The organism is Roseateles sp. (genome assembly GCF_036486225.1).
Classification (GTDB): domain Bacteria; phylum Pseudomonadota; class Gammaproteobacteria; order Burkholderiales; family Burkholderiaceae_C; genus Roseateles.
Window position 1 is genome coordinate 40440 of the sequence record NZ_DASVNZ010000080.1, and the last position, 12913, is coordinate 53352.

General features: G+C 67.4%; 14 protein-coding genes. 4 read left to right on the forward strand and 10 right to left on the reverse strand.

Annotation, left to right across the window (positions count from 1 at the left end):
• Positions 1 to 259 precede the first annotated feature (259 nt).
• Positions 260 to 1072 carry a TIGR00266 family protein gene (locus VF536_RS06035; RefSeq protein ID WP_331613920.1) on the reverse strand — a complete coding sequence of 271 codons (813 nt, stop codon included), beginning with the start codon at positions 1070 to 1072 and terminating at the stop codon, positions 260 to 262.
• 83 nt (positions 1073 to 1155) lie between these two features.
• Here VF536_RS06035 and VF536_RS06040 point away from each other — a divergent pair, with 83 nt between their 5' ends.
• A complete protein-coding gene (locus VF536_RS06040) occupies positions 1156 to 1962 on the forward strand; it encodes an IclR family transcriptional regulator domain-containing protein (protein ID WP_331613908.1) in 807 nt (268 codons plus the stop codon).
• A 147-nt stretch (positions 1963 to 2109) separates the two neighbouring features.
• Here the strand turns inward: VF536_RS06040 and phbB are convergent, their stop codons facing one another.
• The 3 genes from phbB to phaC form a co-directional block, all read right to left on the reverse strand.
• Complete coding sequence (gene phbB / locus VF536_RS06045) at positions 2110 to 2847, reverse strand: acetoacetyl-CoA reductase (protein ID WP_331613909.1); 738 nt, start codon at positions 2845 to 2847, stop codon at positions 2110 to 2112.
• A 118-nt stretch (positions 2848 to 2965) separates the two neighbouring features.
• Positions 2966 to 4153, reverse strand: a complete 1188-nt coding sequence (locus tag VF536_RS06050) for an acetyl-CoA C-acetyltransferase (protein ID WP_331613910.1) — start codon at positions 4151 to 4153, stop codon at positions 2966 to 2968.
• Between the two features lie 141 nt (positions 4154 to 4294).
• Complete coding sequence (gene phaC / locus VF536_RS06055; protein WP_414710292.1) at positions 4295 to 6067, reverse strand: class I poly(R)-hydroxyalkanoic acid synthase; 1773 nt, start codon at positions 6065 to 6067, stop codon at positions 4295 to 4297.
• A gap of 158 nt (positions 6068 to 6225) precedes the next feature.
• Here phaC and VF536_RS06060 point away from each other — a divergent pair, with 158 nt between their 5' ends.
• On the forward strand, positions 6226 to 6576 hold the full coding sequence (locus VF536_RS06060) for a hypothetical protein (protein ID WP_331613911.1): 351 nt from the start codon (positions 6226 to 6228) through the stop codon (positions 6574 to 6576).
• On the opposite strand, the gene pgeF is transcribed toward VF536_RS06060, so the two are convergent.
• Both pgeF and maiA read right to left on the reverse strand, forming a co-directional pair.
• Positions 6496 to 7179, reverse strand: coding sequence for a peptidoglycan editing factor PgeF (pgeF, locus tag VF536_RS06065; protein ID WP_331613912.1), 684 nt, complete (start codon positions 7177 to 7179; stop codon positions 6496 to 6498). The genes VF536_RS06060 and pgeF overlap by 81 nt on opposite strands.
• A gap of 106 nt (positions 7180 to 7285) precedes the next feature.
• Positions 7286 to 7924 carry a maleylacetoacetate isomerase gene (maiA, locus tag VF536_RS06070; RefSeq protein ID WP_331613922.1) on the reverse strand — a complete coding sequence of 213 codons (639 nt, stop codon included), beginning with the start codon at positions 7922 to 7924 and terminating at the stop codon, positions 7286 to 7288.
• Between the two features lie 52 nt (positions 7925 to 7976).
• Between maiA and VF536_RS06075 the strand changes: the two genes are divergently transcribed.
• On the forward strand, positions 7977 to 8525 hold the full coding sequence (locus tag VF536_RS06075; protein ID WP_331613913.1) for an NUDIX hydrolase: 549 nt from the start codon (positions 7977 to 7979) through the stop codon (positions 8523 to 8525).
• Here the strand turns inward: VF536_RS06075 and VF536_RS06080 are convergent, their stop codons facing one another.
• The 4 genes from VF536_RS06080 to VF536_RS06095 form a co-directional block, all read right to left on the reverse strand.
• Complete coding sequence (locus VF536_RS06080) at positions 8526 to 8816, reverse strand: type II toxin-antitoxin system RelE/ParE family toxin (RefSeq protein ID WP_331613914.1); 291 nt, start codon at positions 8814 to 8816, stop codon at positions 8526 to 8528.
• Positions 8813 to 9082 (reverse strand): hypothetical protein, encoded by a 270-nt coding sequence (locus VF536_RS06085; protein WP_331613915.1) that lies wholly within the window; start codon positions 9080 to 9082, stop codon positions 8813 to 8815. The genes VF536_RS06080 and VF536_RS06085 overlap by 4 nt, the downstream gene beginning before the upstream one ends.
• A gap of 109 nt (positions 9083 to 9191) precedes the next feature.
• Positions 9192 to 11120 carry a bifunctional diguanylate cyclase/phosphodiesterase gene (locus tag VF536_RS06090; protein ID WP_331613916.1) on the reverse strand — a complete coding sequence of 643 codons (1929 nt, stop codon included), beginning with the start codon at positions 11118 to 11120 and terminating at the stop codon, positions 9192 to 9194.
• A 22-nt stretch (positions 11121 to 11142) separates the two neighbouring features.
• A complete protein-coding gene (locus tag VF536_RS06095; protein ID WP_331613923.1) occupies positions 11143 to 11766 on the reverse strand; it encodes a transglutaminase-like cysteine peptidase in 624 nt (207 codons plus the stop codon).
• 219 nt (positions 11767 to 11985) lie between these two features.
• On the opposite strand from VF536_RS06095, the gene VF536_RS06100 reads away from it, so the two are divergent.
• On the forward strand, positions 11986 to 12852 hold the full coding sequence (locus VF536_RS06100; protein ID WP_331613917.1) for an HDOD domain-containing protein: 867 nt from the start codon (positions 11986 to 11988) through the stop codon (positions 12850 to 12852).
• The last annotated feature ends 61 nt before the right edge of the window (positions 12853 to 12913 follow it).

The window sequence follows — 12913 nt, forward strand, 5'->3', positions numbered from 1 at the left end:
TAGGGTCCGGCCGGAACAGGCCCGCGCAGGCCCTGCTGATGCGGGCTTGGGCGCCAGACGGGTCTGGTGCGTGAGCCGTTCTTGAGCGTTTCGAGGCGCCGGCTTCACGCCGGCCGACCCGGGTTCGACCCGGAGGGCCGATGCCGCCGTTTCGTTGCATTCAGTTGCGCCAGACTTGCCGCCAGGGTTGCAGCAAGTCTGCGCATGGCGAACTTTTTGGTGCGGCTTTCCTGGCGTTTTACTGACGCCTGCAGACGGCTTATTCGTCGTCCCCGCCCAGCAGGCCGCCCAGCAGGCCGCCACCGGCGATGCCGGTCAGCAAGCCCCCTTCTTCCCTGGAGCCCCCGCGCTGCGGGGCCGCGGCAAAGATCCGCGAGGCCAGGCGCGAGAACGGCAGGCTCTGCAGCCAGATCTCGCCGGGGCCGGTCATCTTGGCCAGGAACAGACCTTCGCCGCCGAACAGGGCGGTCTTGATCTTGCCTACGTACTGGATCTCAAAACTCACGCTGGGCGTGTAGGCGACGACGCAGCCGGTATCCACCAGCAGCGTCTGACCCGGCTGGAGCGTACGTCGAACCACGGTACCCCCCGCATGCACGAAGGCCAGCCCATCACCATCGAGCTTCTGCATGATGAACCCTTCGCCACCGAAGAAGCCTGTCGACAGGCGCTGCTGGAGAGCAATCCCCAGCGACACGCCCCGGGCCGCGCACAGGAACGCGTCCTTCTGGCAGATGAGCGTGCCCCCGAGCTTGCCGAGATCCATCGGCAGGATCTTGCCGGGATACGGCGCCGCGAAAGCGACCCGCAACTTGTTATGACTCTGGTTCGTGTAGACCGTGGTGAACAGCGATTCCCCGGTCACCAGCCGCTTGCCGGCACCCAGCAACTTCCCGAAGAAACCGCCCTGGTTGGCGGACCCGTCGCCGAACACCGTGTCCATGCCGATACCGGCATCCATGAACATCATGCTGCCGGCTTCACCGATCGCTGCTTCGCCGGGGTCGAGTTCGACCTCGACGAACTGCATCTCGGCACCCTTGATTTCGTAGTCGACAACATCCATGGCCATGGTCTTCACCTCTTGTCTCATCACTTGGAAACGGGCGCGATATTAACGTTTCGCGGCCTTCCTCTACTTCGGTCATGACGCCCATGTCTCCTGACGAAAGCGCAAACAACGTCTCCCTGAAGCCCGGCGACAGCTACGTGCAGTCCTTTGCACGCGGCCTGTCGGTGATCCGGACCTTCGACACCCACCACGCCCGGCAGACGCTGACGGAAGTCGCCAAGCGCTGCGGCCTGACGCGCGCCGGCGCGCGTCGCATCCTGCTGACGCTGCAGACGCTGGGCTACGTGAGATCGGAGGGACGCCTGTTCGAGCTGACGCCGAAGATCCTCGACCTCGGCTTCGCCTACCTGTCCTCGCAACCGCTGTGGCGTTTCGCCGAACCGGTGGCCATCCAGCTGGCCAACGACCTGCGGGAGTCCGTCTCCATCGCGGTGCTCGACGGCGAGGACGCGGTCTTCGTGCTGCGCGCGCCGCTGCGCAAGATCCTGTCCGACCCCATGGGCATCGGCAGCCGGCTGCCGGCCTGGGCCACGGCCACCGGCCGCGTGCTGCTGGCCTCGCTGACGGTCGAGGAGCGCGAGACCCGCGTGGCGCAGGTGCAGCTGGCGCGACGCGCGAGCAACACCGTGCGCTCGCACGAGGAGCTGCGCGCCGCGATCGAGCAGGCGCGACGTCAGCACTGGTGCCTGGTGGACCAGGAGCTGGAGGACGGCGTGCTGAGCGTCGCCGTGCCGATCACCGGGCGCGACGGCAAGGTCGTGGCCGCGATGAACGTCAGCACGCATGCGTCGCGCACGCCGCCGCAGATGCTGCTTGAACAGACGCTGCCCAAGCTCCAGGCCGCGGCGCAGAACCTGTCGCAGCTGCTGGTGTTGATGAAGAAGGACTGAGGCTGACGAGCGCTTCGCGCGCCCAGCAACGACGAAGGGCTGCCGAGGCAGCCCTTTTTCATGGTGTTCGCCCCCAGCCTGCGGACCGGTGGTCCGCAGTCGTTCGAAGGGCGTCGCTCAGTCCACTGGACTGAGCTCTGTCCCTTCTCACCCCATGTGCAGCCCACCGTTGCAGCTGAAGTCCGCGCCGGTGGTGAAGCCGGACGTTTCGCCCGCCAGCCAGCCGACGATGGAGGCGATCTCCTCGGGTTCGCCCAGGCGCTTCACCGGGATGCCCGCCACGATCTTCTCCAGCACGTCGGGGCGCACCGCCTTGACCATGTCGGTGCCGATGTAGCCCGGGCTGACGGTGTTCACCGTGACGCCCTTGGACGCGAGCTCCTGCGCCAGCGCCATCGTGAAGCCGTGCATGCCGGCCTTGGCCGCCGAGTAGTTGGTCTGCCCGACCTGGCCCTTCTCGCCGTTGACCGACGAGATGTTGATGATGCGGCCCCAGCCCTTGTCGATCATGCCCGGCACCACCTGCTTGGTGACGTTGAACATGCTGTTGAGGTTGGTGTCGATGACGGTGTCCCACTCGTCGCGGGTCATCTTCAGGAACATGCGGTCCTTGGTGACGCCCGCGTTGTTGACCAGCACGTCGATGGTGCCGTGCTCGGCGATCGCGATGTCGAACGCGGCGACGGTCGAGTCCCAGTCGGCCACGTTGCCGGCGGAGCAGAAGAAGCTGTAGCCCTGCTCGGCCTGCTCGGCCAGCCACTTGCCGCGGTCGCGGGTGGGGCCGCAGCCGGCAATGACCTTGAAGCCGTCCTTGTGGAGGCGCTGGCAGATGGCGGTACCGATGCCGCCCATCCCGCCGGTGACGTATGCAACTTTCTGACTCATGCTTGCCTCCTGTATGGCACCCCGGGGCGCCGCGTCCGCGGCCGGGGTGTCTGGAATGTCGAAACGGGAAAGACGCGAGAAAGTCTCAGGAAAAGACCCTGGGGAAAGCGGACCGGTGTCAGCGCTCGACGCAGAGCGCGACGCCCATGCCGCCGCCGATGCACAGGCTGGCGATGCCCTTCTTCGCATCGCGCTTGATCATCTCGTGCAGCAGCGTGACCAGGATGCGGGCGCCGGACGCGCCGATCGGATGGCCCAGCGCGATCGCACCGCCGTTGACGTTGACCTTGCTGACGTCCCAGCCCATCTCCTGATGCACCGCGCAGGCCTGCGCGGCAAAGGCCTCGTTGATCTCGAGCAGATCCAGGTCCTTGGGCTGCCAGCCGGCGCGCTGCAGCGCCTTGCGCGAGGCCGGCACCGGCCCCATGCCCATGGTCTTGGGATCGACGCCGGCGCTCGCGTACGACGCGAGTCGCGCCAGCGGCGTCAGGCCCAGCGCCTTGGCCTTGGCGTCGGTCATCAGCACCAGGCCCGCGGCGCCGTCGTTCAGGCCCGACGCGTTGCCGGCGGTCACCGACCCGGCCTTGTCGAAGGCCGGCTTCAGGCCCGCCAGCGCTTCGGCGTTGGACTTGCGGTTGATGAACTCGTCGGCCGAGAACACGACCGGATCGCCCTTCTTCTGCGGGATGGTCACCGGCACGATCTCGGCGGTGAAGCGGCCCGCGTCCTGGGCCGCCGCCGCCTTCTGCTGGCTGGCGAGCGCCAGTTCATCCTGCTGCGCGCGGCTGACGTGGTACTCCTTGGCCACGTTCTCGGCGGTGATGCCCATGTGGTACTGGTTGTACACGTCCCACAGGCCGTCGGTGATCATGGTGTCGACCAGCTTCCAGTCGCCCATGCGCTGGCCTTCGCGCGAACCCGGCAGCACGTGCGGCGCCAGGCTCATGCTCTCCTGGCCGCCGGCGATGATGATGTCCGAATCGCCGTCGCGGATCGCCTGCGCCGCCAGCATCACGGCCTTCAGGCCGGAGCCGCAGACCTTGTTGATCGTCAGCGCCGGCACGGTCACCGGCAGGCCCGCCTTGATGACCGCCTGGCGCGCCGGGTTCTGGCCGACGCCCGCGGTCAGCACCTGGCCGAGGATGACCTCGTTGATCTGGTCGGGCTGCAGGCCGCTTCTGCGCAGCAGCTCCTGGATGACGATCGCGCCCAGCTCGCTGGCGGGGGTCTTGGACAGCGTCCCTCCGAACTTGCCGATCGGCGTGCGCGCCGCGGCGACGATGACGATGTCTTGCGGTGAACTCATGACTCGCTCCTCTTTCGAAACTGCTGAACGACGGACGTCAGCGGGTGAATGCGGGATCAACGTGGCTCAATGAACTCTGCTGAACGGAATCTGCGGCATCAACTCTGAACCGGTTGGGTTCTCACTGCGCGGGAGTGGGTTTCACGCGCGCTGCTTCACATAGCGGCCCGGCGCCGGTTCGATGGCCTCATGGCCGCGACCGCCCGGCTTGCGAGGCGCCGCCTTCTGCGGGCCCGCGTGGCCGGCCAGCCACTGCGACCAGTCGGTCCACCAGCTGCCGGGATGCTCGGTGGCGGATTGCAGCCATTGCTGGTTGTCGGCCGGCAGCGCCGCGCCCTTCCCCAGCCAGTGGCTGCGTTTCTTCTTCTCCGGCGGATTGATGACGCCGGCGATGTGCCCGGACGCGCCGAGCACGAAACGCTTCTTGCCCTTGAATACCTGCGTGCTGCGATAGGCGGCGTCCCACGGGACGATGTGGTCCTCGCGCGAGCCGTAGATGTAGACCGGCGCCTGGATCGCGCCGAGGTCGATCTTCTCGCCGCAGACGGTCAGCTGGCCAGGGATGCGCAGCTCGTTCTGCAGGTAGGTGTGGCGCAGGTACCAGCAGTACATCGGGCCCGGCAGGTTGGTCGCGTCGCCGTTCCAGTACAGCAGGTCGAAGGCCGGCGGCGCGTCGCCCTTCAGGTAGTTGCCGACGACGTAGTTCCAGACCAGGTCGTTGGGGCGAAGGAAGCTGAAGGTCGTCGCGAGTTCCTGGCCCTTGAGCAGGCCCGGACCGCTGACGGCCTGGTCGCCGAGCGTCATCTCGCGCAGCTGCACGGCCTGCTCGTCGATGAACAGGTCCAGGATGCCGTTGCTGCTGAAGTCGATCAGCGTGGTCAGCAGCGTGACGCTCTCGGCCGGCTGCTCGCCGCGCGCGGCGAGCACGGCCAGCGCGGTCGCCAGGATGGTGCCGCCGACGCAGAAGCCCAGCGTGTTGATCGTGTCGGTGCCGGCGATCTCTCGCGTGACCTCGATCGCCTTGATCGCGGCCTTGCCGATGTAGTCGTCCCAGGTCCAGTGCACGCAGTCGGCATCCGGATTGCGCCAGCTCACCACGAAGGTGCGATGGCCCTGTGCCACCGCGTAGCGGATCAGCGAGTTCTCCGGCTGCAGGTCGAGGATGTAGTACTTGTTGATGCAGGGCGGCACCATCAGCAGCGGCCGCGCATGCACCTTCGCGGTGAGCGGCTTGTACTCGAGCAGCTGGAAGAACTCGTTCTCGAAGACGACGTGGCCTTCGGTGGTCGCGACGTTGCGGCCGACCTCGAAGGCGGACTCGTCGGTCTGCGACACGTGGCCGCGCCGCACGTCGGCCATCAGCAGTTGGAGACCGCGCGAGAGGCTCTCGCCTTGGGTGTTCAGCGCGCGCTGCTGCGCTTCGGGATTCAGCGCGAGGAAGTTGCTCGGCGACGACGCGTCGACGAACTGCTGCACCGCGAAGCGGACCCGCGCGCGGGTCTTGTCGTCGGCCTGCACCTGGTCGGCCATGCGCTGCAGTGTCTTCGCGTTGAGCAGGTAGAGCTGCGCGGTGAAGTGGGCGAGGCGGTTGTCGTTCCAGGACGCGTCGGCGAAGCGGCGGTCCTTCAACGGTGCCGTCGCAGCAGCGGGCGTCGTCGCGCCCTGCGCGGCGGCCTGCACCGCGGCCTGTGAATCACCGAGCGCGGCGTTCCACAGCGCACTGGCCTGGCTGATGTATTCCGACTGCAGTTGCGACCATGCGTCGGGCGGGATCTGCATCGCCTGCAATTGCTTGAAGGCGTCGCCGAACCCGTGCGACAGGCTGCTGGCCGCCTGCTGGGCCTGCTGAGCCCAGTGTTCGAAACCGTGGACCGATGTGCCGGGGAATCCGGCGGCGGCGTTGTTCGCGCTCATGTGTCTCCTCTGGCCGACCTGAGCAAGAAGCTTGCCACAGCCGACCACGCGGAAGACGCGGATCGACAGGGAGGCTTCGCATATGCTCAGGCGCTTTGTAGCCCGATCAGCTTACCCCCGCGTGACGCTGCTGTCGCGAAGACCCGAGGAAATCGTTGATGTATCTGGTGGCCATCGCGTGGATGTATGTGGTGCTGATGATGGCGGTCGTCGAGGCCTTCAGCTCGCAGGGCTCGGTGCTGGGCGCGCTCATCACCTTCGTGTTCTACGGGGTGGTACCGCTATCGATCGTCATGTACCTGATGGGCACGCCGGGGCGGCGCGCCGCACGCCGCAAGGCCGAAGCGTCCGGAAGTCCGCATGACGACGGGGAAGGCGCTGTTGCGCCGATGCCGACATCGACGTCGACAACGCCATCGACCAACGCGTCAGCGCAGTCGGATGACGGCGGCCATGCGCCCGCTGCGCAGTCCGTCGACGCGTTCGTGGCGGAACGAAAAGAATCGTGACGGCTCGCTGAGCGTGCACCAGCCGCCGCCGCTGACGGCAGCGATGCCTAGCGCTTCGAGGCGGCGTCGCGCGAGGCCGTAAAGATCGGCGCGCCAACGCGCCTCGCCGTGTTCGTTCCGTTGGAAGCGGAACATCGGTTGATCCTGATGGAGCGGATCGGCGCCAAAGGCCGCGAGCACGTCGGCGCCGACTTCGAACTGTTCCGGTCCGATGCACGCGCCCATCCAGGCGCTGATGTCGCGAGGCTCGCAATGCGCGACTTCGCACATTGCGGTGACGGTGTTCTCAAGCACGCCACCCCCGAGCCCTCGCCATCCCGCATGCGCGGCGCCGACCACGCCCGGTCCGGCAAACAGCACCGGCAGGCAGTCCGCGACCATGACCGCGCAGGCGAGCGCCGGATCGGTGCTGATCGACGCATCGGCGGGCTCGGGATCGGCGTCGGGCAGCGCGTGTTCGGCGCGCAGGCGCAACACGGTCGTGCCATGCACCTGCTTCAGGAAAACGGGATGCCCGCCGATCGCGTCAGCGACGCGACGACGGTTCTCGACCACGTTCGCGGGGTCGTCACCGACCGAACGCCCGAGATTGAGGCTCGCCAATCCGCGTTGCTCATCCCGCGCCTTCAAGCCTCCGCTGACGCCGCCAGTGCGCGTGGTCATGAAGGCGTCGACGTGCGACGCGGACCACGCGGGTCGCAGCCAGTCCTCATTCAGCATCGGGACAGGCGCTCGGTTGCGTCTTGCTGAAGGCGTCGAGCGCCATGCACTGCTCGAAGATCTTCATGACCGTCGGCACGTGGTCGAGCCGGCTGCCGAAGCGCTGCGCGTTGAAGATCTGCGGCACCAGCACGCAATCGGCCATCGTCGGTGCGTCGCCAAAACAGAAGCGTCCGGATCGCCCTTCCGCCGTCAGTCGATGCTCGACGACCGCCAGCCCGCTTTCGACCCAGTGATGGATCCAGCGGGTCTTGTTGTCATCGCCGACGCCGAGGTCTTTCACCAGGTAGCGCAGCACGCGCAGGTTGTTCAGCGGATGGATCTCGCAGGCGATGTCCTGCGACAGCGCGCGGATGTAGGCGCGGCTCAGCGCGTCGCCGGGCAGCAGCGGCGGCTCTGGATGAGTCTCATCGAGGTACTCGATGATCGCCATCGACTGCGTGACGAGCGCGTCGCCGTCCTTCAGCAACGGGACCAGCCGCGACGCGGACACGGCGGCGTAGGACTCGTTGAACTGCTCGTTCTTCGCGAGGTGGACGGACTTGTAGTCGAAGTCCAGGCCCTTGAGCGCCATCGCGATGCGGACGCGGTAGGAGGCGGACGAACGGAAGTAGTTGTAGAGCTCCATGGCCGACGATGATGCCACGGGGGCCGTGATGGAGGCCGGTACACTGCGGCCCATGTTTCAAGCGCGGCGCTTCCAGCATTGCCCCACCTGCGGCGGCCAGATCGAATACCGCATCCCGGCCGATGACAACCGGGAGCGCGCGACCTGCACGGCGTGCGGCGCGATCCATTACGAGAATCCGCTGAACGTCGTCGGCACCTTGCCGGTGTGGGGCGATCAGGTGCTGCTGTGCAAGCGCGCGATCGAGCCGCGGCTGGGCAAGTGGACGCTGCCGGCGGGCTTCATGGAACTCGGCGAGACCTTGGCTGAGGGCGCGGCGCGCGAGACCGTCGAAGAGGCCGGCGCCCAGATCGAGCTGCAGAACCTGTACTGCGTGATGAACGTGGTCCGCGTCGGGCAGGTCCACACCTTCTACCGCGCGAAGCTGCTGAGCCCGGACTTCGATCCGGGTCCGGAAACCCTCGAAGCCCAGCTGTTCCATGAGCACGAAGTGCCGTGGAACGAGATCGCCTTCCACACGATCCGCGAAGCGCTGCAGCGCTTCTTCGAAGACCGCCGCAGCGGCAACGGGTATCCGTTGCATACGGCGGATATCGACTAGTCACTGCAGATCGTGTTGGTGCGGCTCGTCGCGTGCGGCGTGCCACAGACGCAGCATGTAGACGTCTTCATCTTCGACGCGGTAGATCATTACGTAGTTCGGATGAGTGACCCACTCACGCGTCCCCCTCAAGACCCCCTCCCGGGCGATTTGAGGATGCTTGCTGAGCAGTCGTGCGTCCTTCTTGAACCGCTTGACCATCTCCAAGGCCGCCGACGGATTGCGCGCCGCGATGTATCCATAGATCCGCCGCACATCGTCACCGGCGCGTTCGCTCCAATGTGTGATCACTGGCCGCCTCCCACACGCTGACGAGCATCTTCAATCAACTCGTCGAAGACTTCATCCATCTGCGCCTCGCTCAGCACGCGACCTTCGCGAATGTCGTCGTAAGCCTCGCCGACGGCTTCGCGCAGCTCTTGCTCATACGGCGTGAGCGCCGACACATCAGCCGAAGGCAAACGGAAGTCGGGGAAGGCTGGGCATCGAAGCTGTGTCGACGACATCGACGCGGAAGTTTCGAGGCTCGTGATCAGGGGATCGGGCGCGCGCTTCATCGGGTACCTCTCCATCAAACACCAAGGGGAAAGGCGCGGATTCTCAGAGCTTCAAAACGCTTTGCAAGAGTGCTTGATGGAGGTCAAGCGATTCACCGACCTGGATGAGTCAGGGCTTGATTTCCTGTGCCGACGCCCACGGGCCGGTGATGCCGTCGAGTTCGCAGTCCCACAGCGCCTGTGCGTCGAGCGCATCGGTGACGCCTTCCGCATAGACCTTCAGAGAGAGACTGCGCAGCATGACCACCAGGCTGCGCACGAACGCCGCCCGGCCCACGTCCGCCGACACGCCGCTGACCACCGAGCTGTCGAGCTTCACGTAGTCCAGTCCGGCCTGGAAAAGACGATCAATTTGAGCCAGTCCGGCACCCGCGTGTTCGAGGCCGAGCTGCACGCCGAACGGGCGCAATTGACGGCCGAGTTCCTGCAGTGCTTCGAAATGCTGTGCCGCTGCCGGCTCGGCCAGTTCCAGACCGATCTGGCGTCGCACCGCTGCCGGGGCCGCCTGCACCAGCTCGCGGGCGCGGGCGATGAAGCTGCCGTCGTTGAGCGATGCCGGCGCCACGTTGACGCAGCGCATCCGCGTGTCGCGTTGCGTCGCCTGCAGCGCCAGCGCGAGGGCCTGCAGATCGGCCTCGGCACTCAGCCGATGGCGCAGCGCCAGCGGCAGCCAGCGCGCGGCCGGCTCGAATTCGCCGACCGGGTTCAGCTTCAGCTGCAGCGGACATTCCAGATGCAAGACCTGACGCTCGCGCCCGATCAGCGGGAACTCCAGCAGCCGGCTGCGTTGATGCGCCAGCGCGTCCGAGATCAATGCGCGCCACGCGCGCTCGCCCTGCGCGACCTCGTCCGAGGGCGGCGCCTCGCGCAGCTCCAGCACGACGCCTTCGCCCTGCTCGGCCTTGGCCAGCGCGGCATCGGCCGCGGCGAACCAGGCGCTCATCGGCTGGTCGCGCATCAGCTCGACCGCGCCCAGCGCGACGCCGACGCCCGATCCCAGGTTCTGCAAGCCGGCCCGCAATGCGTCGGCCAACGCCTGGGCGGTGTCGCCGACCACGTTCGGCGCCGGCAGCCACAGCGCGAAGTCCGAGCCGTTGAGCCGTCCCGCGAGGCAGCCGCGCACCTGCTCCGGATACACCCGCAGCGCCTGCGCGATCGCCATCAGCGCCTGGTCCGTCGCCCCGTGCCCGAGGCGCTGGTTCAGCCCCTGCAGGTCCCGCAGACGCACCAGCACCAGCCCCGCGCGCAACGGGCCGTCGTCGCGCTCCAGCGCCGAGTTCAACTCCGCCACGAACTGCCGCCGGTGCGACAGCCCGGTCAGCTCGTCGCACAGCAGCTGGTGATGCAGCGTGCGCAGCTGCTCGGCCTGGGCCTCGAACATCTGCCGCGTGCGTAGCACCATCGTGTTCATCGCGCTCGTCAGCTTACGCATCTCCGGCACGCGCGGTTCAAGCACGGTCTCGAAGCGCCCTTGCGAGACGCCCTCGGCCTGCCGCACCGCCGTGTCCAGCGGCCGGCGCAGCCGCGCCAGCACCGCCGCCGCCGCGATCCCCGTCGCCAACCCTACCGCCAGCAGCCACAAGGCCGTGCTGACGGTCGCGCGCCACAGCGCCTCGTGCACGTAGCCGGTCTGGCCGCGCAGCTCGATCTCGCCGGCGGTCTTCCAGCCGTCCGACACCTTGGCCACGCCCGGCGCCACGTCCAGCGGCAGCAGCGCCACGAACCAGCGCGGCGCATGCGAGGTCTGCGGCGTCTCCAGATGGCGCTCGAAGACCGGCTTGCCGCCGCCGTCGCGCCATCGCACGCTCTCGTAGGCGCCCGCGTCGAACTGCGCCGAGATCAGCAGCGACATCAGCTCCGCGTCGCCCTTCTGCTGCGACAGCGCCAGCGCCAGCGCGTTGGCGTTGTCCGCGTTCTTCAGCTGCGCCTGCGTCTGCAGCAGCTCGCGCAGCGACCAGGTGCTCACCGCGACGCCGCCCAGCGCCGAGGCCAGCACCGCGCCCAGGACCAGCCACCAGATTTGTCTTATCAGGGACATGTCGTGAATTCTCCGTCGCCCATCAGAAGCCCTCCGCCTTCGCCTTCGCCAGCAGGTCGCGCCACAGCGACAGCCGCACCAGCGGATTCCCCGCCGTGGTGGCGCCGACGCCGCTCCACAAGCCTTCCCCGTTGAAGCTGAACACGGGGGTCAGGTCGGGCCTCAGCGAAGCGGGCCGGATCTCCGGGTTGATATTGTCCAGAATCAAGGGCTCCGCCTCCGGCTGCGCATAGTAGGCCAGGACCATGTGCGCCTGAGGCCGGCCCTGGAACTGCGCCCGCACGTACACCATCCGCAGCTTGGACTGCGGCACGCCGGCACTGAGCAGGCTCATGTACTTGGCGATCGCGTAGTCCTCGCAGTCGCCCGCGCCCTTGTCCAGCAGCTCCAGCGGCGTGGCCCAGTAGTCGATCTGGCCCCACACCTCGATGTCGTCCTTGAACGCCACCCGCTGGTTGAAGAAGCTGTTGACCGTCGTCAGCCGGTCGCGCTCCTCGGGCATCGCCGCGGCGCGGTCCGCCATCTGGATCATGGCCTTGACCGCGGCCTGCGTCTTCGGCGAGAGCTTCGCCGCGGACTCGGTCAGCTTGTCCTTGTCCCAGCCCCAGGCCATCGCGGACCACAGGCCCGCCACACACATCAGCACCGCCAACGCCCGCTGCGCCGGCCGGATTGTCCGGCCTGCGCGTGACGCTGTACGAGTGACGAAACGTGACATGCGCTGCAATGTATCTGCCCCGGCCCTCCTTCGAGGGCGAAGTGCGACAGGCGATGCGCCCCCGGAGACGCGCCTTCGGACAAGCGGCAATTTGCCGCACCCCTTCACGCCCCGGGTCGGGGCGCATCGGGATAATCCGGCCCTCACATGAAGACCCAAGCCATCCGCCAGGAACTCGATCAGGCCCGCGCCACCGGCCCGCTGCGCCAGATCCAGATTCCGCCCTGCCCCGAGCTGCTGCAGCGCCTGCGCGCGGCGATGGCGCTGCCTCAACCCGACCTCAACGAGGTCGGCCGCGTCGCCGCCGCCGACGTCGCGATGTCCGCGACATTGCTGCGTGTGGCCAACAGTCCGTTGCATCTCGTGGCAGGCCACGTGCCCTGCACCACCGTCGGCCAGGCGATGTACCGCCTCGGCCTGGACGAGAGTGTCGCGCTGATGCAGGCCTTCCTGGTCCGTCACGCGATCCCGGTCAACAGCCCGCACCTGCTGCGCTTCTGGCAGCGCTCGACCAAGCGCGCGGTCGCGATGGGCTTCATCGCCGGCCAGCTGCCCGGCATGCGCGTGGACCTGGCGCAGAGCTACGGCCTGTTCTGTCACGTCGGCATGCCGGTGCTGCTGCAGAGCGTGCGCGGCTATGGCGCGACGATGGTCGAGGCCGGCGCCCGCATCGACCGCCCGTTCATCGCCACGGAGAACGCCAACCACCGCACCGACCACGCCGTCGTCGGCGCGCTGGTGATCAAGGTCTGGCATCTGGCGCCGGAGCTGATGACGGCCATCCGGCTGCATCACGACTTCGAGGCGCTGAAGGACGACAGCATCGAGCCGGAAATCCGCTCGCTGATCGCGGCCGGACTGATCGCCGAGCACCTGATGCGCCAGCATGAGGGACTGGACGAGGACGCCGACTGGGCTGCCAATCGCGAAGCCGCACTGGCTTGGCTGCACCTGTCCGAAGATGAGCTCGAGCAGTGGGACGACGCGTTGCGGCCGTTGCTGGACGAGGCCTGAGCTCGGCTTGCGGGGCCAGGGGGCCGGCCCTCATACGTGTCACATGTTCCACAAATCGGGC